Here is a 22,143-nt window from a genome sequence, read left to right as displayed (position 1 = left end):
GACGGATCACGCACCGCCCGCTGACGGCGGCGCACCGGCCTTCTCCGCCTCGGTGATCTCCTCCAGGACGAGAATGATCTCCGCACGGGCGGCCTCGCCGACGTACCAGCCGGTGAGTCCGCCGGTCAACGCCTCCTCGCAGAACCGCCTCGCGGCGGCCAGGTCTCCGCGCACGCGGGCCACCTGGGCGAGGCCGAGCCGGGCGCTGGCCACGAACTCGGGCGCGCCGCTGCGCTGCGCGAGGAGCAACGCACCGGCGAAGTCGTCGTGCGCCCCCGCGAGGTCACCGGCGCGCAGCCTTATCTCGCCCCGGGTACGCAGCATGTCGGCCTGGTCGACGGCCGACCCGAGCGCCTCGACCAGTCCCATGGCCTCATCCATGTGGGTGCCCGCGGTCTCCGGGTCGCCCTGCCAGGCGGCCAGTTCGCCGAGCGCACCGAGCGTGATCATGGTGCCCCACCGGTCCCCGGTGCCGCGGAAGCCGTCGAGCGCGGTGGCCAGCGCGACCCTGGCCCGGTCCCGCTGGTCGCTCCACATCAGCGCCGAGCCGGTGCCCATCGCGCCGAGCGCGTTGATCCACGCGTCCGGGCCGACCAGCCGTCGCAGCTCCCCCATCAGCTCGTCGACGTCCTCGGCACCGCCGGACGGCGGTCCCGTCGAGATCCCCGACAGGTACAGCAGGAAGGGCTGTCGGGGCGGCCCGTCGAGGCTGCGGATCACGGACCGCTGCGTCCCGAGGGACGGCAGAGGGCCGGAGCCGGCGAGCGAGGCGTTGTAGACGCAGAGGGCGAACTCCTCACCCAGCCCCGGCGGCGCCTGGGTGCCGAGCAGTTCGAGGACGTCCGCGGCGAGCCGCGCTCCTTCCCCGCGCATGCCGCGCAGCCACCAGTAGAACGACAGGGCCGCGACCATTCCGGCCGCCTCGGACGCGTCACCGGCCGCGGTGGCCCGGCGCAACGCCGCGTGCAGGTTGTCCCGCTCCGCGTCGAGCCGTCGCAGCCAGTGCAGCTGCTCCGCGCAGCGAAGGTGATCGCTGGCGGTCCAGGCGAATTCCAGGAAGTACGCGGTGTGCGCGCGACGGAGCTGGTCGGCCTCGCCGGCCTCGGCGAGACGCTCGGCGCAGAAGGCCCGCACCGTTTCGAGCATTCGGTACCGACCGCCGGTCATCTCCACGAAGGACTTGTCGACGAGACCGGTGAGCGCGTCGACGAACTCGGCGGTGGGCAGGCCGCAGATTCGCTCGGCCGCCTCCAGCGTGGCCCCACCGGCGAAGACTGTCAGCCGTCGGGCCACTTCCCGTTCGGCGTTGTCGAGCAGATCCCAACTCCACTCGACAACGGCCCGCAGAGTGCGGTGTCGCGGCGACACGGCCCGGTTGCCCGTCGACAACAGCCGGAACCGGTCGTCGAGACGTGCGGCCACCTCGGCCACGGACAGCGCCCGCAGCCGCGCGGCGGCCAACTCGATCGCCAGGGGCAGGCCGTCCAGACTGCGGCAGATCCGCAGCACCATCTCGACGTTGGCCGGCGTGACGGTGAAGTCGGGCGCGACGTCGGCGGCCCGCTGGGCGAAGAGGCCGACCGCCGCGTACTCGTCGGCGTCCAGCACGGACGCGCCGAGCGGCGGCACTGTGAGCCCGGACAGCGGGCACAGCGCCTCACCGGCCAGCCCGAGCGGCTCCCGACTGGTGGCCAGGACGCGCAACGCCGGGCACGCGCTCAGCAACCGGGCGGCCAGCCGGGCCGCGTCGACGAGGACGTGTTCGCAGTTGTCGAGCACCAGCAGCAGTCGCCGCTCGGCGAGCGCCTCGACCAGCCGGTCGGTGGTCTGCCAGCCCGACTCGGCCGGGGCGCGCAGGCCCGCGTCGCGCAGGCCGAGCGCGCTCAGCACCGCCTGCGGAACGTCCGACCCATCGGCCAGCCCGGCCAGCTCGACGAAACGGACCTCCCCGTCGACCCGGCCCGCGGCCTCGATCGCCAGGCGCGTCTTGCCCGCGCCCCCGGGGCCGGTGAGGGTGACGAGCCGGCGATCGCCGAGCAGGTCGCCAACACGCTTGAGCTCCTCCTCGCGCCCGACGAAGGTGGTGAGTTGACTCGGCAGCACCGGTTCGGCCGACCCGCGTTCCTCACCGCGCAGCACCGCCAGGTGGACCGCGGCCAACTCCGCCGACGGGTCGACGCCGAGCTGCTCGGCAAGCGTGTGCCGGGCGTCCTCGAACTCGGCCAGCGCCTCCGCCGGCCGACCCAGTGCCGTCAGGGCACGCATGAGCTGGCCCCGCGCCCGCTCCCGGAGGGGGTGCGCGACGACCAGCTCCCGCAACTCCGCGATCAGCGCGCTATGTGCGCCCAACGCCAGGTCCGCCTCGACCCGATCCTCGATGGCGGCCAACCGCAGCTCGTCCAGCCGGGCCGCCTGGGCGGGTGCGCCGGCTGCGCCGATGGCATCGGCCAGGGCGGGACCACGCCACAGCTCCAGCGCCTCGCGCAACACCGTCGCCGCCCGGTGCCAGTCGCCGTCGCCGAGCGCGCGGCGCCCCGCCTCGGCGAGCCGTTCAAACCGGTACGCGTCGACGTCGTCGGGGTCCACTGCCAGGCGATATCCGGCCGGGTGAAACTCGACCGGGTCGTGCCCGGCGGGCAGGGCCTGGCGCAGCCGCGACACCTGGGACTGGAGGGCGTTGGCGGCACCCCGGGGCGGATGCTCCCCGTAGAGACCGTCGATCAGGCGCTCCGCGGAGACCACCCGGCCCGCGTCGAGCAGGAGAAGCGCCAGCAGGGCGCGCAGCCGCGGACCGCCCACGGGGACCTCTCGCCCGTCGGCCAGCACCACCTGGGTCGGCCCCAGGATGCGGAAACGCATGCCATGGATTGTCGCCCACCGCGGGCCGGTTCTGGCCGCGCCGGGTGGCGTCAGCTCACCTCGCCGGTCCCGTCCTGCCGGCGGGTCAGCTCGAATTCGTCAGGTAGGCCGCCGTTGGTCGTCGAAGAGGCGCCCTCGGCGGGAGGAACGGGATGCGCTGCGCCGGGTGCGGACGCGGCGACCCCGGGGTCCGTCGGGCCGGGCACCGGAGGAGACGCCGCCGCCGGGGTTTTCAACCCGCCGTGGACCCCGCCCGGCCGAGGGACCGGGACCGGGTGGGCGGGCGGGGCGCACTGCCGCGTCAGCCAGTCCAACCCGCGCCGCCGGGCGACCACGGTCAGCCGGTCACCGGCGAAGATCACCTGCCGAGGGTCGAGGTCCTTCCACCAGATGGTCTTGGCGCCGCCCGCCGGGGTGCGGGCGATCAGCCGGACCTGCCCGTCCCGGTTGACCACACCCAGTGGTCGGCCGTCCAGCTCGGAGCCGGCGGCGACCGGCACCTCGGCGACCGGCAACGCGTGCCGGTCGACCGGGATGGTGCTGATCACGGCGCGTTCGGTGAGCGCCCCGATGAAGGCCGGGGCGGCCAGGTAGGAGACCGAACGGGACACGCCGAGCGCGAAGGTCTCCTCCACCCGTTCGGCGAAGTCACCGTCGAAGAGCCGAAGCACCACGCGCAGGTCGGCGCGGAGGTCGCGAGCAGCGAGCGCCGCCTCCAGGTTGGCCACGTCGTCGGTGGACGCCACCACCAGCGCCTGGCAGTCGGCCACCGAGGCGGCGACCAGCGTCTCCGGCAACGCGGCGTCGCCGACGATCAGCGGCACCTCCAGTTGGCGGGCCAGTGCGGCGCCGCGCGGCTCCGGATCCTTGTCGATCGCCACCACCTCGACGTCGTACTCGCGCAGCTGCGCCATCACCCGGGTGCCGACGTTGCCCAGGCCGATCACCACCACGTGCCCGACCCGCGCGGGTTGCAGGCGGCCGGTGTGCAGGGCCAGCCGGGCGTTGACGATGCCGTCCACCACGACGGCGGTGATCAGTGGGATCAGCGCCAACCCGGCCAGGTTGAGCACCACCTGCATGATCTGGGCGTCCGCCGCCTTGGTGGTGTCCGGGTCGGCTCCGCTGAGGGTGGTGACCAACGTCAGGTACAGCGCCTCCAGCGGAGAGACGTCCTCGGCCCGGGAGATCAGCGCCCCCAGCACCGCGATCAGCGCGAGCACCGCCATCACCGCTATGCCGATCTTGCGGGTGGCGAAGCCACGTACCGCCCCCAGGACCACCGCGACCGGACGACGCCGCCGACGTGCCCGGACCAACCGGCGGGCGGCGACCTCGGTGGCCGGTGGCTGACCGGTCGCCTCGGCGAGCACCAGGTCGGCGCCGGCCTGCTCGGCCGGCAGCAGCTCCACCCCCCGCGTCTCGCTGAGGTGCGCCAACGCACAGACCACGTCCTGCGGTCGGACGTCGGCCCGCCGCGCCACCCGCAGCGTCTTGTCCCGATGCTGGAAGGAACTCGGGTCGACCTCGTTGAGCGCGGCGGCCACGAAGGCCGGCGCAGCCATCTCGGCGTCGGAGAGCACCTCGACCGGGGCCTTGAGCAGCTTGCGTACGCCGTCGGCGAGAGTGCCGTTGAACATCCGCAGCACCTGGCGGACCCGCTGGTCGACAGCCTGGGCGCAGAGCGCGGCGTGCAGGTTGCCCACGTCGTCCTGGTGCAACAGGGCGAGCCCCGTCGCGCCGGCCAGACCGGCGGCCTCGAAGGTGGCCACGTCCAGCCGATCCGAGCGGACCACGCGGACGCCGCGCAGCCCGGCCACGTCCGGCCCGTTGCTGCGGTAACGCTCGGGCACCACGACTGTCACCCGGGCCCCACCCGTCGGCAGCTCGGATTCGAGCATCGCCCGGGCCACGTAGTAGGCGAGCGCGTCCCTGCCACAGATCACGTAGTGCGGGCGCGGATCACCGACGGACCGCAGCCGCCAGTTCCACTCGACCGCCCGTCGCGCCCGGTCCCGCCACGGCTCCGCCATGCCCGGATCGTAATCAGCACGGCCACGGTGGGCGACCCCGTCCGGATCATCCCGGGACCAGGTATGTCCGCTCCGGCGACGGGTAGAGCAGCGCCATGCAGACGTTCCTCCCGTACCCGGGCTTTCTGGCCAGCGCCCGCACGCTGGACCAGAAGCGGCTCGGCAAGCAACGGGTGGAGGCCATCCAGGTGCTGCGTGGACTCACCCGACCCGGGTACGGCTGGCGCAACCACCCGGCGGTGAAGATGTGGGCGGGGTACGAGGAGGCGCTCGTCCGCTACGGGCTGGACATGTGCGCGGTCTGGACCGAACCGGGGCGGGCCGACACCTGCGCCACCACGATGACCGTCGACCTCGCCGCCGCCTGCGGGGCCGGCGTGATCCGAACCCAGGACGAGCTGGCCCGAGCCGGTGAGCTGCCACCGTGGTTGGGCCGCGACGACCTGCACCTGAGTCACCGCTCGTCGCTGCTGCGCAAGGACCCGACGCACTACCGCCCGCTGTTCGGCGACGACGTGCCGGAGGATCTGGAGTACGTCTGGCCGGCCTCCGACCGTCCCCGCCGTTGCTTACCAGCCGACTGATCCAAAGTGGGGCAGACTGGGCCCATGGCGCTGTCGCAAGTGGTAGGTCGGCTGATCGGCGTACGGCAGCACCAGGTGGACCCGGGCGGCGGTGGCGCCGACCGGGTGCCGCGACCGACCACGGCGCTGGTGGTGGGTGGCGGCATCGCCGGGATGTCGGCGGCGGTGGTGCTGGCCGAGCGGGGTGTGGCGGTCACGGTGCTGGAGGCGGCACCCACCCTCGGTGGCCGACTGGGCGCCTGGCCGGAGGCGCTCGCCGACGGCAGCCAGCAGAACGAGCACGGCTTCCACGCGTTCTTCCGGCAGTACTACAACTGGCGGTCCATCCTCCGCCGGATCGACAGTGACCTCGGCTTCCTCAAGCCCATCCCGGGCTACCCGATTCTCAGCGAGCAGTGGCCGACCGAGGAGTTCGGCAGGTTGCCACCCGCGCCACCGGCGAACCTGCTGGCGCTGCTGCTGCGCAGCCCCAGCGTGCGCCTGGCCGACCTGCGACTGATGGACCGGGACGCGGCGCTGCCGCTGCTCAGCTACGACCCGGTGCGCACCTACGCCGACCTGGACGACACCACAGCCGACGAGCTGCTGGCGTCGCTGCGACTGCCGGACCGGGCGCGGGCGATGCTGTTCGAGGTCTTCTCGCACTCGTTCTTCAACCACGAGGCGGAGATGTCGGCCGCCGAGATGGTCGCCCAGTTCCACTTCTACCTGCTCGGCAACCCGGAGGGGCTGGCCTTCGACTGCCCCGACGAGGACTACGCCACCGCGATCTGGGAGCCGCTGACCCGGCACGTGGAGAAGCACGGCGGCCGGGTCCTCACCAGCTGCGCCGCCACCGGGGTGCACCGCGACGCCGAGGGCTGGCGGGTGACGACCACCGACGGCGGCAGCCATCCGGCGGGTCACGTCGTGCTCGCCGTCGACCCGCCGGCGCTCGCCGCGCTGGTGGCGGCCTCCCCGGACCTGGCCGAGCAGGCACCCGATCTGGCGGCACGGATGCCGGCCTTCGGCACCCCCGGCCCGCCGTACGCGGTGGCGCGCTACTGGTGTGACGGGGACGTGGCCGCCGAGCGGGCGGTGTTCAGCGGCGTGTCCCGCCAACCCACTCTGGACTCGGTGACGCTCTACCACCGGCTGGAGAACGAGCCGCGGCGCTGGGCGCAGCGGACCGGCGGGTCGGTCGTCGAGCTGCACGCGTACGCCTGCGAGCCCGGCGTGCCGGCCGAGGAGCTGGCCGAGCGGATGCGCCGCGAGCTGGTCGCGCTCTGGCCGGAGGCCGGCGACCTGCGGGTCCGCGAGCTGCGGGCCCGGGTGGAGGCGCAGGCGCCGGCGTTCACGCCGGGCAGCCACGCCTGGCGACCGGGGGTACGCACCGACGCGAACGGCCTCTACCTGGCCGGCGACGGCATCGCCACGGGCTTCCCGAGCGCGTTGATGGAACGCTCGGCGGCGACCGGGATCATCGCCGCGAACCACATCCTGCGCGCGGAGGGTGGCGCGGCCGAGCCGGTGCGCTCGATCCGACCGCGTGGGCTGTTGGCCGGTCGCACCGGGCCAAATCGACAAAACACAACATAAGCCACCGTACGCTGCCGTACGCTCGAATGATCAACCGTCGATCGGCCGGGCGGGAGGGCAGCTGGAGATGTCACCACTGCACCGCGCCGGCGCCGAGAACGGTTCGTCGATCGACGAGATCGGCCGCGACGACGCGTACCCGCTGATGCGCGACGAGCGCGCCTGCATCGTCACCGCGCTCCGGCTGGGTTGGTGGATGGCGGACGCCTACCACCACGGGCAGCACGCCGAGCCCCGCGCCTTCGTCGAGGCCCGCCCGGCCGTACCGCCGGCCAAACTCTCCAACCTCACCGAAATGTCCGCCCACCGTCGGATGCGGATGTACCTCGACGGGGTGGACGTCGCCCTGGCCCAGATCGCCGACCTCACCCGGCACACCGGGCCGGTGCCCGACACGTCGGCCGCCCGGGCCCTGCTCCCCGACCTGGGCCAGCCCGACCCCGCCGACCCGGTGCCGCTGCTGCTCGCCCTCGACGACCTCAACGTGGAGGTGCTGCGTTGGGCGATGGCCGCCAACCATCGGGTCGGGCTGGCCTACCGACTGGGCCGTTCAGTGGCCGACACCGTCCGAGCCGGCGACGTCACGCAGTTGCTGCGGCAGTTCGGCGGCCGGCAGGTCCAGATCAGCAGGTGGTTGGACGAGCTGGCCAGCGTGCTGCCGCCGTACTCGGCCGCGGTGGTGCGCCGCTCGCTGGCCGCCTGGGCGAGCGCTGTCGACCGCGCCGGCCACGGGGACCCGACCGAGCCGACGCCCGCCACCCTGAGCCGGGCGCTGCGCGGCCAGGGTGACCTCTGGCGCGACGTGCTCACCGGCGGCCTGCACCCGCGCGACCTGCTCGACGAGGAGGACTACGCGGTGATCGCCAGAAACCTGATTATCCGAGACCGGCGACTGGTGGCGCAGGCGGCCCGAGGCATTTTCTGGCCGGTGCTCGTACCCCTGCTATTGGTGCTCTTCGCGGTCGTCGGGGTGAGTGCCGCCGCGGCCGCCGGCTCACCGACCACCCGGGCCACCGTCGCCCTGGTGGGCCTCGGCGCCGGGCTGGCCGCGATCTGGCGGTCGGTCTCCGGGCCGGCCCTCGCCGTCGCCGGTGAGGTCAACCGGCCGCTGCTGGACAGCGAACTCACCGCACGGATGGCCCTGCGGCTGAACCGGCCGCTGACCACCGCCCAGGTCTCGGCCAAAGCAGCTCCCCGCACCCGTCGCCAGCGGCGTCCCGACGAGGCTGGCCGATCGAAATACGTTGCCCGTGTCTCCCGGGTCGACCTACCGTGAGCGCGCAAGGTCAACCACCACCGCGGGAGCAGCTCATGACGACATGGCACGTCAGCACCGTGCTGTCGACGCTGCCCGGTGACGGTTACCGAGCGGAAGGTCCCTGGGCGGGCCGGCCCGACTGACGCGTATCCGTACGCGCTGAGCCGCCCCGTCCGACAGCCGGACCGGGCGGCTTCTTGCTGTCCGTCCCTCATCGCCCTGTTCGTCATCGCCTTGTAAGTCGTCGCCTTGTTCGTCATCAGCACGGAGGGAGATCCCGGTGGACGCCGTCCTCGTCATCAACGCCGACCTCGGCCCGCTGCACCGGGTCACCGTTCAACACGCTGTCCGCATGCTCTGCCGCCGGGTGGCCGAGATCCACGAGGCCGAGCCGGACCGGGTGATCGGGGTCTTCCCGCTGCCCCGGGTGGTGCGGCTGGTCCGCTTCGTGGTCACCCGGTGGAGGTTCAACTCCGGGCCGGCCTGGTCGCGCGCCGGTGTGCTGCGCCGCGACGACAGGTGCTGCGCGTACTGCGGCGGCCCGGCCTCCACCATTGACCACGTCCTGCCCCGCTCGCGCGGCGGCCGGAACACCTGGCGGAACACCACCGCCGCCTGCTACGCCTGCAACCAGCGCAAGGGGGACCGGACGCCAGCGGAGGCGGGCATGCCGCTGCGTCGGGAGCCCGTGAACCCGGGCTGGGCGGCGCTGGCCGGGCGGTGACGGACCGGCCGGCGGGAACGGGGGGCCGCGTCCCGGGTACGTCCCGGGCGCGGCACCCGCCGGCCCCCGATCAGAAGGCGCGTTCCTTGACCTTCGACTGCATCTGCCCATTGGGGCACTGCACCCGGATCTCGCTGCGGTGCTCCGCGGAGGTCAACTCGACCACGATCTGCTTCGCCGGCCCCGGGTCGTACCCCTCGACCCGGAAATCGGGCGCAAGCACCACAGTGAGCACCTCGACCGACCTTCCCACGCAGCGAGCAGTGACCGTCCCGCCACGCGCGTCGACGGGTACAGCGGCGGCAGCGGTGGGAGTCGGCGCGGTCGGGGTCGGGGTTGGGTCAGAAGTGGCGCTCGTCGGGCCCGGGACCACTGTCTCGCCCGGAGCGGCCGGAGGGCTGATCCGGGTAGCGGGCGCGGTGTTCCTGTTCGGCGGCACCGCGGACGGTCCGGCGTCGGCAGCGTCGGTCGACTCCTCGGTGCGGGGCATCCCCACCGTGGTGGTGCCCGGGCCGCTGCCGGTCGGCGCTTCGATCTGTCCCTGTCGACGATTGCTGAAGTCCCCGAGCGACCCGGCGAGCGCCACTGCGGCGATCACGGCTCCGCCGACCGTCAGAATGGCTCGCCGCCGACGCCACGGCCCGCGCCTCATCCGCACCGCCGAATCCCGGGTCGGCCCAGCCCCTGTCTGCCCGGTGCCGGTCGGTCCGGCCCTGGCCGGCTCGGTGCCGGTTGACCCGGTGCCGGTTGACCCGGTGCCGATTGACCCGGTGCCGGTTGGTGCGGCCGTGGTTGTGGCGCCGGTCGACCCGGGGCCGGTCGACTCAGCGACGTTTGCCGCCGAGGCAGCGGCAGCCGCCTCGGGGGCGGCGCCGCTGGCGGCGGCGAGCAATATGCGGGCCGCGTCGGCGGCCGACGGCCGGTCGGCGGGGTCGCCGGCCAGGCACCAGCGGTAGAGCCGGTGCACCTCGGGCGGTACGCCGTCGATCGGGGGCAGCGGGTCCGGCTCGACGAGCGTGTGCACGCGGAGCATCCCGGTCTGTGTCTCAGCGGGCCACGGCAACCGGCCGGTGAGCACCCGGTACAGCAGCAGGCCGAGGGCGTACACGTCGCTGGCCGGCAGCACCTCGCCGGCCAGCAACCGCTCCGGCGCCAGGTACGCCGGCGTGCCCAGCAGCCGCCCCTCGAAGTCGATCTCCGGCGCGCCGGCGGCTGCCGCGATGCCGAAGTCGAGCACCTTCGCACCGGTCGGCGTGAGCATCACGTTGCCCGGCTTGATGTCGCGGTGCACCAACCCCTGCTCATGCGCGGCGGTGAGGGCCGAGGCCACCTCGGCGCACACCCGCAGACCGGGGCGCGGCGGCAACGGCCCGACCACCAACCGGTGTTCGAGTGTGTGACCGCCGAGCAACTCCATCACCACGAACGGGACCTGGGCACCGTCCAGCACCGATTCGCCGTAGTCGTAGACGCCTGTCACGTGGGGATGCGACAGGCGGGCCGCGGCCTTGGCCTCGCCTCGGATCCGCTGTCGGGCGTTGGTGTCCGAGGCGACCAACACCTTCACCGCCACGTCCCGTTCGAGCACCTCGTCGTACGCCCGATGCACCGCCGACATGCCGCCGCTGCCAAGGCGCTCCAGGAGCCGGTAGCGGCCCGCAAGCAACTGATCACGCTGCACGACGGACAGCCTGCCGTACCGGCCTGAGAACCGGGCACCCGGGATCGAAATCCCGCGATGAGTGGGGTCGGCTTGCGGCTACTGTCCGCTCAGATCCGGGTGGTCCCGTAGGAACGCCTCGCCCCGGCGGGCGTTTCGCAGGACCGACACGGTCAGCACCGCCCAGATCACCAGCAACAACCCGCCGATCACCGCGAAGAACGGCGCGAACCCCAGGAATGCCTGACCGACGCTCGTCATCGCCAACCCGGCGACCAGCACCACAAACCAGCGCTGCTCGACGAACTGTCGGGCGGTCTCCACCAGGAGGGCCGCGTCTTCGTCGGCCTCGGGTGTGCCGCGTCGAACCTGCCGCGCCAGCCGCCGACGGCGCGACCAGCTCAAGGCCAGCAACGGGGACTGTCGGGACGCCCGGTAGCGCCCGGTGCGTACGACCCAGACGACAGCGGCCACCTCGACGATGACTCCGAGAATCACCAGAACGCGTCCGAGATTACTGGCCCAGCGCGGCGGATCACCGTCGAAGATGCCGGTGTTCTGGCCACCCATCGCGACACCGACCGCGAGCGCGCCGACCACGGCGGGCAGTAGGACGAACCCAAGAATCAGACGGAGTCGCCGTTGTTTCCGCCCGGCCCGGTCCGGATCCGTCGCTGTCGCGTCCATAGTGGTCCCCCGATCACCGCGTGGCGGGGAAACTACCCATCGACGATGGCAGCCAAAACGCTCGCCGACCGCCGGTCGGGCCGAGACTGCCGAATGCTGCGGTGAGACGCGTCAGTCGTGCGACTCCTGCTCTTCCGGTTTTGGGTGGGCGCAGAGGAATGCCTTGGCCCGACTGGCATCACGGAAGGAGAACGCGACGGCACCGACGCCCAACGTCGCCATGACGGCGAAAAGACCGGCGAACAGCGGTGTGAACTTCAGCAGCACCTGACCAAAGCTCGAGATCACGAAGCCGAGAAGCGTCAGTGAATACCAACCTTGGTTGATCATCGTCCGCGCGGCGGCCCGGAGTAGTCCGAAGTCCGCATCGTCCTGCGGCGCGCCCCGCCTGACCTGTTGCTGCAGGCTTCGGGTGTCCGACGGGTGCAGCCGCCGCAGCAACGACTCGCGGTCGGCGCGGAACCGGCCGCTGCGCACCAGCCAGACAAGGGTTGCGATCGTCAGGGCGAGCCCGCCGAGTTGCAGGACGCCGCCGAGAGCGGCCACCCAGGCCGGCGGGTCGCCGCCGACGATGCCGGTGTCGCGACCAACCACGACCGCGCCGACGATGATGGCAGCCGCCAGAATCGACAGCGGTACCACGAGCATCAGTCGCCGACGATTGCGGCTCTGCGATGAAGTCACCATCTCCATGAAGGCCCCCGCCCCTGGTTGGTCCCGGGATACCCATCGATGGTCGTACGACAAACGCGATCAGCTGTCGGGCGCTTCGGGGCCGGCAGGTTTCAACATCGGCTCGGGTGGCTCCGCGTAGTCATGGGACCCGCAGCAGCCGAGGCGCTCAGGCGTCGGTCGGTGGCCGCCAGGCGAAGCGGGGCTGCCGGCGTTCGGCGATCGCCGCCACCCCCTCGCGGGCCTCGCCGGTCGTCGTCACCTTCCGGTGCCACCAGGCGATCCGCGCGGGCTCGGCCCGCTCCTCGATGATCTCCTTCGCGGCGGCGATGCTCAGCGGCGACCGCTGGGCGATCGTCGCGGTCAGTTCGTCCACCCGTACGGCGAGCCGGTCGGCCGGCAGCACCTCGTCGACCAGGCCGATCCGCAGGGCGCGCTCGGCGTCGATCAGCTCGGCGGTGAACAGCAGATGCTTGGCGGCGGACGGGCCGACCAGCCGGGCCAGCCGGCGCGTCGTCGGTGCCGGATAGACCAGCCCGAGCCGGGCCGGCGGTACGCCGAAACGGGAGTCGTCCGCGGCGATGCGCAGGTCGCAGGCGACCGCGAGTTGAGCCCCGCCGCCGACGCAGGCGCCCCGGATGGCCGCGATCGTCGGCTTGGCGAACCGGGCCAGCCGCTCCTCGGCGGTCACCGCGATGCTGGCGTCACCAGCGTCCAGCAACTCGGCCAGGTCACCGAGGTCGGCGCCCGCGCAGAAGGCGTCGCCGGCGCCGGTGAGCACCAAAGCCCGTACGTCGGGGTCGGGCTCCAGCCGGTCGAGCAGCTCGGGGAGCTGACGCCACATGGCCGCTGTCATCGCGTTGCGCCGGGCCGGGTTGCTGATGACAACGGTGGCGACCGGCCCGGTCACCTCGACGGTCAACTCCGCGTCCGACACGTCCGCCCCTTCCCGCGCACCCGTTCGACGACGCCGATCTGGCGAGCCGACGCCGTGCACCAGTGCGGCGACACTAACGGCGCGGCGATTGGTCAGACCACGCGGACTGCCCGAAGCAATCTTGGACTGTTTCCGTCAGCGCTAACGGAAACAGTCCAAGATTGCCGGGACCCGCACCGGCGAGCCCAGCGACCACTGTGCGGGTCGCTGGGCTCGTGGTCAGGTCAGGAGACGGTGACCGCGGTGTCGTCGACCACGAAGGACGTCTGGAGCGAGGAGTCCTCGGTGCCGGTGAACTTCAGGCTGACGGTCTGGCCGGCGTACGCGGCCAGGGAGAAGGACTTCTGGCTGTAGCCGGTGGCCTTGTTCAGGTTCGAGTAGGTCGCCAGGGTGGCCAGAACGGTTCCGCTCGAGTTGAGCACCTGGACGTTGAGCTTGTCGTAGGCGACGCTGCTGGTGGTCTCGGCGGAGTCGATGTGCAACCAGAAGCTGAGGGCGTACGACGCGCAGCCGGCCGGCAGGCTCACCGACTGGGCGAGCGTCTCGGTGCGGGTGCTGCCGTACCCGTTCAGCCATGCCTTGTACGACCCGGTGCGGGCTGCCTGGCTGCTGGAGTTGGTGATGACGCCGGAGCTTGCCGTCCAGCCGGTCGCGCCGGATTCGAAGCCCGGGTTGGCCAGCTTCTGACCTGGCGCGGTGCAACCGCCACCGGCGCCGTTCACGGTCAGCCGGTAGGTGGCGCTGCGGGTGACCGCGCCGGCACCGTTGACGGTGATCGAGTACGTGCCGGCCGGGGTGCTCGCCGAGGTGCTGATGGTGAGGGTGGACGAGCCGCCCGAGGTCACCGAGGCGGGGCTGAACGCGGCGCTCGCCCCGCTGGGCAGGCCGGACGCGGAGAACGTCACCGTCTGCGCCGAGCCACTGGTGGTGGCGGTCGACACGGTGGTGGCGGCGGAGCTGCCCGGGTTCACCGAGCCGGCGGTCGGCGAGAGCGACACGGAGAAGTCGTTGCCGGTCGAGCAGGGCGCATCGTTGCCGGCGACGTTCACCGCGGTCCAGGCGGCCTGCACGGCCTTGTACTCGGTGGAGCAGCTTCCGTGCAGGTCGGTGGCCGCCCGCAGACTGTAGGCGCGGGCGGTGTTCGCCGGGTTGCTGGTGCTGACGTACGCCGTGTTGGAGGTGAAGTAGACGTCGAGTGCCCGGAACCAGATCTTCTCGGCCTTGGCCCGGCCGATGCCGGTCATCGCAGGGGCGGAACCACAGACCGGGGAGGTGCCGTACGAGGTGGCGCCGGTGCCCTCGGCCAGGTTGAAGAAGAAGTGGTTGGCCACGCCGGAGGAGTAGTGCACGTCCTTGTTCTTGGTGCTGGTGGACCAACAGCTGTCCGACGAGCCGTCCAGCGACGGGTTGTACATGTAGCGCAGCGGCGTGCCGTTGTTGTTGATGTTGATCTTCTCGCCGACCTGGTAGTCGCCCGGGTCGCTCGGCGCGGCGGCGTAGAACTCCACCATGTTGCCGAAGATGTCACTGGTGGCCTCGTTGAGGCCACCGGATTCGCCGGAGTAGACCAGGCCGGCCAGCGCTTCGGTGACACCGTGGCTCATCTCGTGCCCAGCCACGTCCAGCGAGACGAGGGGGCGGGAGTTGCCGGAGCCGTCACCGTAGGTCATCTGGGCGCCGTCCCAGAAGGCGTTGACGTAGTTGTTGCCGTAGTGCACCCGGCTCGGCACGCCGGCGCCGTTGCCGAAGATGCCGTTGCGGGCGTGCACGTTCTTGAAGTAGTCGAACGTCTTCGCCGCGCCGAAGTACGCGTCCACGCCGGCGGACTGCCGGTTGGAGTTTGCCCCGGTGCCCCACGCGTTGTCCGCGTCGGTGAAGGTGGTGCAGGTCGACGTGCCGTTGTTCATGTCGCAGGTACGGCCGTTGCCGTGCGACGGATCGATCATCTGGTACGTGCTGCCGGAGAGCGTCGTGTCGATGCTGACCGTGCCGGTGTAGATGCCCTGACCGCTGCCGACCACCGACTCGATCTCGTCGTACGACCCGACTGTCGCGCCGGTGGCGGCGTCGGTGATCACGTGCAGCCGGGACGGGGTCTGCCCGTCGGGCTGCCACCCGCTGACCACGGTCTCCCACGCCAGCCGGCCCGTGCCGGAGCTGGCGTCGACGAACAGTTCCGGTGTGCCCACCGCCTCGGCCTTACCGGCGAACCGGGCACTGGCAGCCTTCTTCGCGGCCGCCGCGGTGGTCCTGGCCGAGGTGGCGAGGGTCAGCGGCGCGGCCAAACCGACCGAACTGCCGGCGTACGTGCCGTTCGGCGCAGTGTGGATGACGAAGTCACCGCCGTACACCCGCAGGCCGTGGTAGGTCCGGGTGTAGCGGGTGTGCGCGGCACCCGTGGCGTCCACCTTGGTGCTGTGCACCTGGTAGGACTCGGCGCTCGAACCCTGGACGGCGCCGGGGTTCGCTCGTAGGACGGTTGCCGCTCGGGCCGCGGCGGAGGCGTCCGGCGCGGGAGAGGTGGGCGGGGCCGCATGCGCCGGGGTGACGGCGCCGGTCAGCAGGCCGCTGGTGAGCAGCACTGCACTGACGGCGGCAAGAGCTCTTTTCACGTGCGCTCCTGAGAGGAGAAGGATGTGACGGAGGTAGTCACGCATGTACATATAGCTATGTGTTGAAGAAAAGAGAAGGCCTGAACCGATGTCAGACATCGACATTGACCGTTCGGATGAGGGGCTTGACGAGGGAACCAACACCCGCCCCGGCACGTCCGACGGACATGAGACCCGCCTCGACAGCCGGCGTCACGTTCGCCCTACTGGTCGCGCTCCTGGCCGGCTGCACCAGCACCGACGGAAGCGGCGCCGCTCGTGACCAGCCGCCGACCAGCGCCGGCCCCACCCCGACCGGGCCGGCCACCGATGCCCCACCGCCGCCAACCGCGGCCCCCGCCTCCACGTTGCCGACCGGGCCGCCGGCCACCGATATCGCGTCGACGCGGGTGATGCTGTTTCGCTCCGGCGGCTTCGCCGGCCGCGCTGACACCGTGACCGTCGCGCCGGACGGCCGGTGGACGGCCGTGGACCGTGCCGGCGGTCGGCGTACCGGCCAACTCAACCCCGCCGACCTCGGCCGGCTGCGCGGGCTGACCGCCGACTCCCGGCTGTCCGCCGAGGCCCGCCAGACGGCCGGCGCGACCAACTGCACAGACGTGTTCAGCTACCGGCTGACCGTCGGCACCACCGAGATCGGGTACGACGACTGCCCCAGCGACGACGCGCAACGGCTGCCAGCCACCCGCGCGCTGGTCGAGCTGCTGCTGCGGGCCACCGACACTCAGACCAGGTAGTCCGGGGGCAGGCCGGTGCCCCGCAGTTCCGGCGGCAGGTGGGCCACGTCGTTGACGGCGATCAGACTGGGCGGGCCGGCCGCGCTGTACCGGATGACGGTCAGCCCCGCGTTGTGCGAGTTCAAACCCAGCCACCGTCGCTCCGGCGCGTCGAGGGCGTGCCGCACCAGCCGGGCGATCAGGAAGCTGTGCGTCACGACCAGTTCACGCACCGGTTCCCCGCCGGCGGGTCCCTCGGCGACCGGGCCGGCGAACCGTCGCACCGCGTCCGCCGTCACTCGCGGCCCGTCGACCCGCTCGGCCGCCGAGAACTGCGTCAGGAATTCGGCGTACGCGGGCGGCAGGCCAGCCGGATCCGTGTCGTGTGGGAGGTGGTCACCGGCCAGCTCCGTCTCGTACACCGGAACGTCGGACAGCGACTTGGCGACCAGCTCGGCGGTCTGCGCGGCCCGGCGCAGCGGCCCGTGGTGGACGGCGGCGAACCGCCGGGCCCGCAGGCGTTCGCCGAGCAGGGTGGCCTGCCGCCGGCCGCGCTCCGACAGGCCGGTATCCGGTTCGCCGGCATCCGGCCCACTCGGCTCGGAGAGATCCTGCTCGGCGTGTCGGGTCAGGTAGAGCAACCGGGTCACCATGGCCCCCACCTCAACACACCGGGAGGTACGAGTTCGACCCCGCACCTCCCGGTCCTGCGGCCGTCGGCTCAGTCGACCCGACCGGACGCCGCCCGCGCGAAGGTGACCGACACCCACAGCCAGCCAGCCGTCACCGCCAGGCCGAACGCCACCATCACGGCCGGTGCCGGCCGGGCGATCAACGTCACCCAGGCCGCCGCGAAGAACATCCCGGTCACCAGGCTGTACGCGGCTCGACCGCGCGCCCCCTGCCGGGCGGCCACCACAGTCGCCACGATCAGAGACACGAAGGCGACCGCCGCCACCAGGAAGTGCAGGCCCCCGTGCCAACTGATCTCACCGGCGCCCCGAGGCGTACCGACCGGGAACCCGTCGGCCGGGTCGGCACTGAAGATCGCCGCCCCGACCAGGCCCAGGCCGTACAGCGCGAGCAGTCGGGGGAGCCAGACCGATCCGCTGCCTTCGCCGGTACGGCGGCGCAACGCTTGGGCGGCCAGCACGCAGAGCACCCCGGTGACCAGGAACGTGACGATCTGAATCCAACCCAGCTCGCCGGTGCTCAACACGCTGACCGGGTGGCGACGAAAGTCGAAGCCGTCCCGGGTCGCCGCCTGCACCATCGCCGAGCCGACGAAGATCGGGCCGGCGAGCACCCCGCCGAGCAACAGCAGGCGGTCCCGACCGACGGCGGCCGGTCGTACCACGGGAAACGCCGCGGCCTGGCTCATCGCCCGCCCCCCTACGCCCGGGGGAACATCTGGCCGATGCGGATCCGGTTGCCGAACGGGTCCCGGATGCCGAAGTCGATCCCGTACGGGCGCTCGGTCGGCTCGTCGGTGATCTCGACGCCCTTCGCCACAAGATCCTCGTGCGTCTTGCGGGCGTCGTCAGTGGTCATGAAGAGGTACCCGCCGAGGGCACCCTTGGTGAGCAGCTCCCGGACCTGCTCGGCAGTGGCCGGGTCCAGCGCGGGCGGGCCCGGCTTCTCCAACAGGATCTCGCGCTCCGGGTCGCCGGGCAGGTTGACAGTGAGCCACCGCATGAAGCCGAGGTCCTGGTCAGTGTTGACCTCCATGCCGAGCTTGTTGACGTAGAAGTCAAGCGCGGCGTCCTGGTCGAGGACGTAGATCTGGGAGCGGCTGATCGCGTTCATCGTCATGCCCATGACGCTAGAGGTAGACCGTGACCTGCGGCTTATCCAAAACTGCTGGGTCGGGTCCAGGCTTTGGTAAAGCACGACGGCACGTTGGCCGGCGCGACGCGTTGACGCCGGAAATCCGAGGGGGACTCCCCGACGATCTGCCGGAAGGTCCGACTGAACGTGCCCAGGCTGCCGAAGCCGACGGCGTAGCAGATGTCCGTCACGTCCCGCTCGGTCTCCACCAGCAACGACATCGCCCGCTCCACCCGGCGCCGTTGCAGGTAGCGGTGCGGGGTCTCACCGAAGGTGGCCCGGAAGGTACGAATGAAGTGCGCCTGCGAGACGTGCGCGATCCGGGCCAACGCGGGAATGTCCAGAGGCTCGGCGTACGCCCGGTCCATCGCGTCCCGGGCGCGCAGCATCGCCCGGTTCGACTCCTCCACCGCCCGACTCATCTGCCCCCGTCCCGCTCCGCGCTGCTCCGGCCCCAGGTTAGCGCCGGGCGCTCCGTCGTCCGGTCGGGTGGGCGCGCCACTCAACTCGGGGCATCCGCGGTGGCAGTGCCCCTCGCGGCCCGACCGGGACGACCGGGGCCCGCAGATTGTCTCCGGTCCCCGATGATTCGCGGGTGCTCACACCCGAGGCGAACGACGCGCTGCGCTGGCTGGCCGAACAGGGCGTGACGCCGCTCGGTAAGGGACGCTGGTTGGAATCCACCTCGGCGGGTGACCTCTATGAGGCTGTCGCAACCGTGCCCGAGCTGCGGCTGGCGTTGTTCAATGGCCTCCGGGCCAGCTACCACGACGTCTACGGCGACCTCGAACCGGTGCCGGCGCTCGCCCTGCTGGACCGCCTTCAGCTACCCGCGGACACCCCACACCTCGTACCGCTGCGGGCGGTGCTGGCGGCTGGTGCTCGCAACCACTACCGCCAACCACACCTGTGGGACACCGTGCGCCCTGAGTGACACCGGCCTGGTGCGGCTGAACTGTTACTTGCGGTAGTAGAAGTCGGCGGCCTCACCAGCGCGTGCCGGCGCGTTGATCTTCAAGGACTTCCCATGATCTTTCATGGTGGTGGTCAGCGTCAGCTTCGGGCCATCGCTGGGGCTCAGCTCCACCTTGATCGAGGTCACCCAACCCTGCTCGTCGGTCGTGATCGTGAACGGCGACAGGCCTATGCCGATCGAGACGATGCTCGGTGCGCCCACCGGGAGGAACGACGTGGCGTCCTTGCCGGTGGGGTCGAAACGGCCGGTGTAGGTATGCGGGTCGACGCGGTCCACCGAGGCGATCGACGAGGTGAACGCCTTCAGGCCGGTCGGGTCGACCCAGTCGAAGCGCAGGAAGGGATCGTCGCGCTTCACTCGCTTCAGATCGACGTGCACCCAGTCCTTGTCGTCGGACGGCCGCACGTAACTGTCGTTGCCAATCACGATCCGGCTCCCCGCCGACGGATACTTCCCTCCGGTGACCGAGATCGTGGTCTGGAAACGGCGCTTCTTCGGATCGAAGGCACCCGTGCCGTTGACGTTCTGCCCTTCGGGCAGGTTGCCGCGCACGGCGTACCGGTGGGCAGCCCCCTGCGACCGCTGCAATGCCGCGACCAATTCGCCGCGGACGTTGGGCGTCGGAGACGGCACGGCAGTGGCCGTGGCGGTGGCCTGGACCAGCTTGTCGGCGCGCGTGGGCTCAGTCGTCGGAGTGCAGCCGGCAGCAACGAACAGGCCGCCGGTCAGGCCCAGCACGAGCAGAGTGGTGCTCTGTTTCATTGTGATTCCCCCGTGGACCACCGCCTGATGGCGGGACGGAGGCACGATAGCGAACTTGGTCGACGCCCGGGTGCCGCTCGGGCCGGACCGACAGGGACAGCAGTGCCGTTCGGAAAGGTCTGATGTAATTGGAGCCCCCGGCCGGGATCGAACCGGCGACATCTCGCTTACAAGCTCTGTGCACGTCGTCCGCGCTCGTCCGGGACCGGCTGCACGCTCGGAGCTTCGTCCATGCCCGGACTCGTTAGCGCGCTGGCGTCCGAGGCGGTTGCTGTCAGCGTAGCTGTCGCCAGCCCAACAACCTGGCTCACCCGAGCGAACCTCAAAGAGCGGCAGTTCTTAGCGGGCGCAGACCTCCAAAGACGGACACACTCAAACCCCGCCCAACTGTCTCCGCCTCCGCACAACCTTGAGGCTAGGCTTGCCTCGGAGTCGACCAGCGGAGTTCGAGTGGAGGGCTGAGCGTGGAAGCCCCTAGTGCCGCCAGCGCTGACGGGGAGCGGGTTCAGTGGCGGGCAAAAAGCTTCCTTGCGTCACTCAATCCGGCTTCTCTGGAACGGGTAATCAAGGTCGGCACCAGGAGGACTTTTGGTGCCGGGGAGACGCTAGTGCGGCACGGTGATCCATCCGACCATGTGTTCGCGATAACGAGCGGCGTAGTGAAGATCGAGGCTGTCACGCCAGAAGGCGACAGGGTGACTCTCGCGTGGCGCGGCCCCGGTGATGTCGTGGGTGAATTGTCCGCTATAACCGGAGAGGGTCGTTCCGCTACGGTCCAGGCCGTGCTCGAAGTTTCCGCCCGCCTTATCAGGAATCGAGACTTTACGCAGCTACTACAGGACGACCCGTCGATTGCGCTGGCCCTGACCAAGATGATTGCCCAGCGACTAGCCTCCGCGAACCAACAAAGGCTTAGCTTCGCGTCACAGTCAGTGATCACTCGGCTCGCGGGCGTCCTAGAGGTGCTCGCCGACAGCTTTGGCCACCAAGAGGCGGCCGGCACGGTGATCGACATCCCGATAACCCAGTCAGACCTAGCGTCGATGATTGGAGCCGCTGAAGTCTCTGTCCATAAGGCGTTGCGAACGCTCCGAAACGAGGGCGTAATCCGAGTGGGCTACCGCAGGGTAGTAATTACGGACCGTAGCAGCCTCCAGCGGATCGCCCACGCCGACAGCCTCTAAACCCTTACAAGTACGTCTTCGCAACCCGTCCTGGTATGGTTTCCACTACCACGGACTCGCCGTTGCTGTCGTCTTGAGGGGCGCGCACTATGAACTTGACCTTGGCCGTCGTAGGGGCCGTACTCGTAGCCATCACCATCCTCGGCGGAGGACTTCGCGTCGGTGGTGTGCAGATCGCCAACATCTCTCGGCTTCGGATCGTCTTGCTTGCCGGCTTCGGCGTGGTCACCATGGCGCTGGGGCTCTACTTGGAGCTGTCGTCCGTAAGGGCCATGAACCGCGAACCGGCCAACAACAGCGTTCATGTTCCGAGCGCCGAACCGGCACAGGGCAAGTGATGTACCAACAGACGGGTCCGCGTAGCGAGACATGGCCTCCGGCCAACTCGCCACGAAGGCAGCTGCCCACTCCCGCCGAGATGTGGTCTTCGGATATCTCGGTTACCTTCTCTGCAACGAGCCTCTTCTTCGATCTGAGGAGATCAACCGACCTCCTTGTGCATGTCGGTGAGGTTGCCCTGGCTCGAATACTGCAAGTATTCATTCAGGGTGCGGTGGAGGCAGTGGAGCGAGAAGGCGGTTCTATTCAACATTTCAACGGGGATGGCGCCCTTGTTCTCTACACAGGAGAACGTAGCACTGACTCCGCTTTGAAGACAGCAACCGAGATTTTGCACAGCGCCCGTAGCTACGTGATGCAGCAAGTTCCGGAGCTTGCCGAAAAGGTTCACACTCTGCTTGGTAAAGACGGGCTCGATGTCACGATAGGAATAGACCACAGCCCCATCTTCGCGGTTGCAGTCGGGAGCGAGGCAAATCCCTTCACAGCTTGGACGGGGATCGGCGTTCATACCGCAGCAAAACTGTCCCGTCTTGCGCCTCCAGACAGCATCGCCATCACTGACCAAGCAGCCAAGCACATCAAGAATGACTCACTGCCCGCCGGCTCATTCGCCAGTTACACGATAGGCGGAGTAGAGCGCATGGTTTACGTTACCGACAATCCACGCGCCAAGTAAGTTGGTCAGGAGCTTGACCCTGAAGCAACGGCTTTAGCTGACTGATGTTAGGAGCT

General features: G+C 70.6%; 21 protein-coding genes. 9 read left to right on the top strand and 12 right to left on the bottom strand.

The window, feature by feature from the left end; all coding sequences use genetic code 11:
- Positions 1-6 precede the first annotated feature (6 nt).
- Positions 7-2,859 (bottom strand): BTAD domain-containing putative transcriptional regulator, encoded by a 2,853-nt coding sequence (locus tag FB453_RS12190; RefSeq protein ID WP_145789939.1) that lies wholly within the window; start codon positions 2,857-2,859, stop codon positions 7-9.
- 50 nt (positions 2,860-2,909) lie between these two features.
- A complete protein-coding gene (locus FB453_RS12185; RefSeq protein WP_486480246.1) occupies positions 2,910-4,892 on the bottom strand; it encodes a potassium channel family protein in 1,983 nt (660 codons plus the stop codon).
- A gap of 95 nt (positions 4,893-4,987) precedes the next feature.
- On the opposite strand from FB453_RS12185, the gene FB453_RS12180 reads away from it, so the two are divergent.
- From FB453_RS12180 to FB453_RS12165, 4 genes are all read left to right on the top strand, one after another.
- Positions 4,988-5,476: an MSMEG_6728 family protein gene (locus FB453_RS12180; RefSeq protein ID WP_091403045.1), complete on the top strand. Its 489-nt coding sequence runs from the start codon at positions 4,988-4,990 to the stop codon at positions 5,474-5,476.
- 24 nt (positions 5,477-5,500) lie between these two features.
- Positions 5,501-7,054 (top strand): FAD-dependent oxidoreductase, encoded by a 1,554-nt coding sequence (locus FB453_RS12175; RefSeq protein ID WP_145789937.1) that lies wholly within the window; start codon positions 5,501-5,503, stop codon positions 7,052-7,054.
- Positions 7,055-7,121: 67 nt separating this feature from the next.
- Positions 7,122-8,330 (top strand): hypothetical protein, encoded by a 1,209-nt coding sequence (locus tag FB453_RS12170; protein WP_145789935.1) that lies wholly within the window; start codon positions 7,122-7,124, stop codon positions 8,328-8,330.
- Positions 8,331-8,592: 262 nt separating this feature from the next.
- Positions 8,593-9,036 (top strand): HNH endonuclease, encoded by a 444-nt coding sequence (locus tag FB453_RS12165; RefSeq protein ID WP_112582893.1) that lies wholly within the window; start codon positions 8,593-8,595, stop codon positions 9,034-9,036.
- A 70-nt stretch (positions 9,037-9,106) separates the two neighbouring features.
- On the opposite strand, the gene FB453_RS12160 is transcribed toward FB453_RS12165, so the two are convergent.
- The 5 genes from FB453_RS12160 to FB453_RS12140 form a co-directional block, all read right to left on the bottom strand.
- Positions 9,107-10,717 (bottom strand): serine/threonine-protein kinase, encoded by a 1,611-nt coding sequence (locus FB453_RS12160; RefSeq protein WP_486480245.1) that lies wholly within the window; start codon positions 10,715-10,717, stop codon positions 9,107-9,109.
- A gap of 78 nt (positions 10,718-10,795) precedes the next feature.
- Entirely contained in the window at positions 10,796-11,383 is a 588-nt protein-coding gene (locus tag FB453_RS12155; protein ID WP_145789933.1) for a hypothetical protein, read from the bottom strand.
- Positions 11,384-11,494: 111 nt separating this feature from the next.
- Positions 11,495-12,076, bottom strand: coding sequence for a hypothetical protein (locus FB453_RS12150; RefSeq protein ID WP_145789931.1), 582 nt, complete (start codon positions 12,074-12,076; stop codon positions 11,495-11,497).
- 148 nt (positions 12,077-12,224) lie between these two features.
- A complete protein-coding gene (locus FB453_RS12145; RefSeq protein WP_145789928.1) occupies positions 12,225-12,992 on the bottom strand; it encodes an enoyl-CoA hydratase/isomerase family protein in 768 nt (255 codons plus the stop codon).
- Between the two features lie 224 nt (positions 12,993-13,216).
- Positions 13,217-15,604 (bottom strand): M4 family metallopeptidase, encoded by a 2,388-nt coding sequence (locus FB453_RS12140; RefSeq protein ID WP_145789926.1) that lies wholly within the window; start codon positions 15,602-15,604, stop codon positions 13,217-13,219.
- Between the two features lie 167 nt (positions 15,605-15,771).
- On the opposite strand from FB453_RS12140, the gene FB453_RS12135 reads away from it, so the two are divergent.
- Positions 15,772-16,341: a hypothetical protein gene (locus FB453_RS12135; RefSeq protein ID WP_145789924.1), complete on the top strand. Its 570-nt coding sequence runs from the start codon at positions 15,772-15,774 to the stop codon at positions 16,339-16,341.
- Here FB453_RS12135 and FB453_RS12130 read toward each other — a convergent pair.
- The 4 genes from FB453_RS12130 to FB453_RS12115 form a co-directional block, all read right to left on the bottom strand.
- Positions 16,329-16,973, bottom strand: a complete 645-nt coding sequence (locus FB453_RS12130) for a histidine phosphatase family protein (RefSeq protein WP_145789921.1) — start codon at positions 16,971-16,973, stop codon at positions 16,329-16,331. The genes FB453_RS12135 and FB453_RS12130 overlap by 13 nt on opposite strands.
- Before the next feature lie 68 nt (positions 16,974-17,041).
- Positions 17,042-17,701 (bottom strand): DUF998 domain-containing protein, encoded by a 660-nt coding sequence (locus tag FB453_RS12125; protein ID WP_145789919.1) that lies wholly within the window; start codon positions 17,699-17,701, stop codon positions 17,042-17,044.
- Between the two features lie 11 nt (positions 17,702-17,712).
- Positions 17,713-18,132: a VOC family protein gene (locus FB453_RS12120; RefSeq protein WP_088952055.1), complete on the bottom strand. Its 420-nt coding sequence runs from the start codon at positions 18,130-18,132 to the stop codon at positions 17,713-17,715.
- Between the two features lie 35 nt (positions 18,133-18,167).
- On the bottom strand, positions 18,168-18,569 hold the full coding sequence (locus FB453_RS12115) for a helix-turn-helix domain-containing protein (protein ID WP_112605121.1): 402 nt from the start codon (positions 18,567-18,569) through the stop codon (positions 18,168-18,170).
- Positions 18,570-18,742: 173 nt separating this feature from the next.
- Here FB453_RS12115 and FB453_RS12110 point away from each other — a divergent pair, with 173 nt between their 5' ends.
- Positions 18,743-19,081: a hypothetical protein gene (locus FB453_RS12110; protein WP_145789917.1), complete on the top strand. Its 339-nt coding sequence runs from the start codon at positions 18,743-18,745 to the stop codon at positions 19,079-19,081.
- A 24-nt stretch (positions 19,082-19,105) separates the two neighbouring features.
- Here the strand turns inward: FB453_RS12110 and FB453_RS12105 are convergent, their stop codons facing one another.
- Positions 19,106-19,885 carry a hypothetical protein gene (locus tag FB453_RS12105; RefSeq protein ID WP_145789915.1) on the bottom strand — a complete coding sequence of 260 codons (780 nt, stop codon included), beginning with the start codon at positions 19,883-19,885 and terminating at the stop codon, positions 19,106-19,108.
- Between the two features lie 464 nt (positions 19,886-20,349).
- Here FB453_RS12105 and FB453_RS12100 point away from each other — a divergent pair, with 464 nt between their 5' ends.
- The 3 genes from FB453_RS12100 to FB453_RS12090 all read left to right on the top strand — a co-directional run bounded on the left by FB453_RS12100 (position 20,350) and on the right by FB453_RS12090 (position 22,087).
- Complete coding sequence (locus tag FB453_RS12100) at positions 20,350-21,069, top strand: Crp/Fnr family transcriptional regulator (protein ID WP_486480244.1); 720 nt, start codon at positions 20,350-20,352, stop codon at positions 21,067-21,069.
- 89 nt (positions 21,070-21,158) lie between these two features.
- The gene (locus FB453_RS12095) at positions 21,159-21,407 is read left to right on the top strand and encodes a hypothetical protein (protein WP_145789911.1); all 249 of its coding nucleotides are present in this window, start codon (positions 21,159-21,161) and stop codon (positions 21,405-21,407) included.
- A gap of 215 nt (positions 21,408-21,622) precedes the next feature.
- Positions 21,623-22,087, top strand: a complete 465-nt coding sequence (locus tag FB453_RS12090) for a nucleotidyl cyclase domain-containing protein (RefSeq protein ID WP_486480243.1) — start codon at positions 21,623-21,625, stop codon at positions 22,085-22,087.
- The last annotated feature ends 56 nt before the right edge of the window (positions 22,088-22,143 follow it).

This window comes from Micromonospora sp. CNZ322 (genome assembly GCF_007827755.1).
The sequence above is the reverse complement of the archived record's forward strand: the minus strand, read 5'-3'. Positions and strand labels throughout refer to the sequence as shown.

What these genes read in the sequence shown, in the direction of transcription:
- FB453_RS12120 (WP_088952055.1), bottom strand. Translation starts at nt 18,132, where the DNA reads ATGACGATGAACGCGATCAGCCGCTCCCAGATCTACGTCCTCGACCAG.
- FB453_RS12185 (WP_486480246.1), bottom strand. Translation starts at nt 4,892, where the DNA reads ATGGCGGAGCCGTGGCGGGACCGGGCGCGACGGGCGGTCGAGTGGAAC.
- FB453_RS12125 (WP_145789919.1), bottom strand. Translation starts at nt 17,701, where the DNA reads ATGAGCCAGGCCGCGGCGTTTCCCGTGGTACGACCGGCCGCCGTCGGT.
- FB453_RS12180 (WP_091403045.1), top strand. Translation starts at nt 4,988, where the DNA reads ATGCAGACGTTCCTCCCGTACCCGGGCTTTCTGGCCAGCGCCCGCACG.
- FB453_RS12170 (WP_145789935.1), top strand. Translation starts at nt 7,122, where the DNA reads ATGTCACCACTGCACCGCGCCGGCGCCGAGAACGGTTCGTCGATCGAC.
- FB453_RS12095 (WP_145789911.1), top strand. Translation starts at nt 21,159, where the DNA reads ATGAACTTGACCTTGGCCGTCGTAGGGGCCGTACTCGTAGCCATCACC.
- FB453_RS12190 (WP_145789939.1), bottom strand. Translation starts at nt 2,859, where the DNA reads ATGCGTTTCCGCATCCTGGGGCCGACCCAGGTGGTGCTGGCCGACGGG.
- FB453_RS12155 (WP_145789933.1), bottom strand. Translation starts at nt 11,383, where the DNA reads ATGGACGCGACAGCGACGGATCCGGACCGGGCCGGGCGGAAACAACGG.
- FB453_RS12115 (WP_112605121.1), bottom strand. Translation starts at nt 18,569, where the DNA reads ATGAGTCGGGCGGTGGAGGAGTCGAACCGGGCGATGCTGCGCGCCCGG.
- FB453_RS12130 (WP_145789921.1), bottom strand. Translation starts at nt 16,973, where the DNA reads ATGGTGACCCGGTTGCTCTACCTGACCCGACACGCCGAGCAGGATCTC.
- FB453_RS12150 (WP_145789931.1), bottom strand. Translation starts at nt 12,076, where the DNA reads ATGGAGATGGTGACTTCATCGCAGAGCCGCAATCGTCGGCGACTGATG.
- FB453_RS12135 (WP_145789924.1), top strand. Translation starts at nt 15,772, where the DNA reads ATGAGACCCGCCTCGACAGCCGGCGTCACGTTCGCCCTACTGGTCGCG.
- FB453_RS12175 (WP_145789937.1), top strand. Translation starts at nt 5,501, where the DNA reads ATGGCGCTGTCGCAAGTGGTAGGTCGGCTGATCGGCGTACGGCAGCAC.
- FB453_RS12105 (WP_145789915.1), bottom strand. Translation starts at nt 19,885, where the DNA reads ATGAAACAGAGCACCACTCTGCTCGTGCTGGGCCTGACCGGCGGCCTG.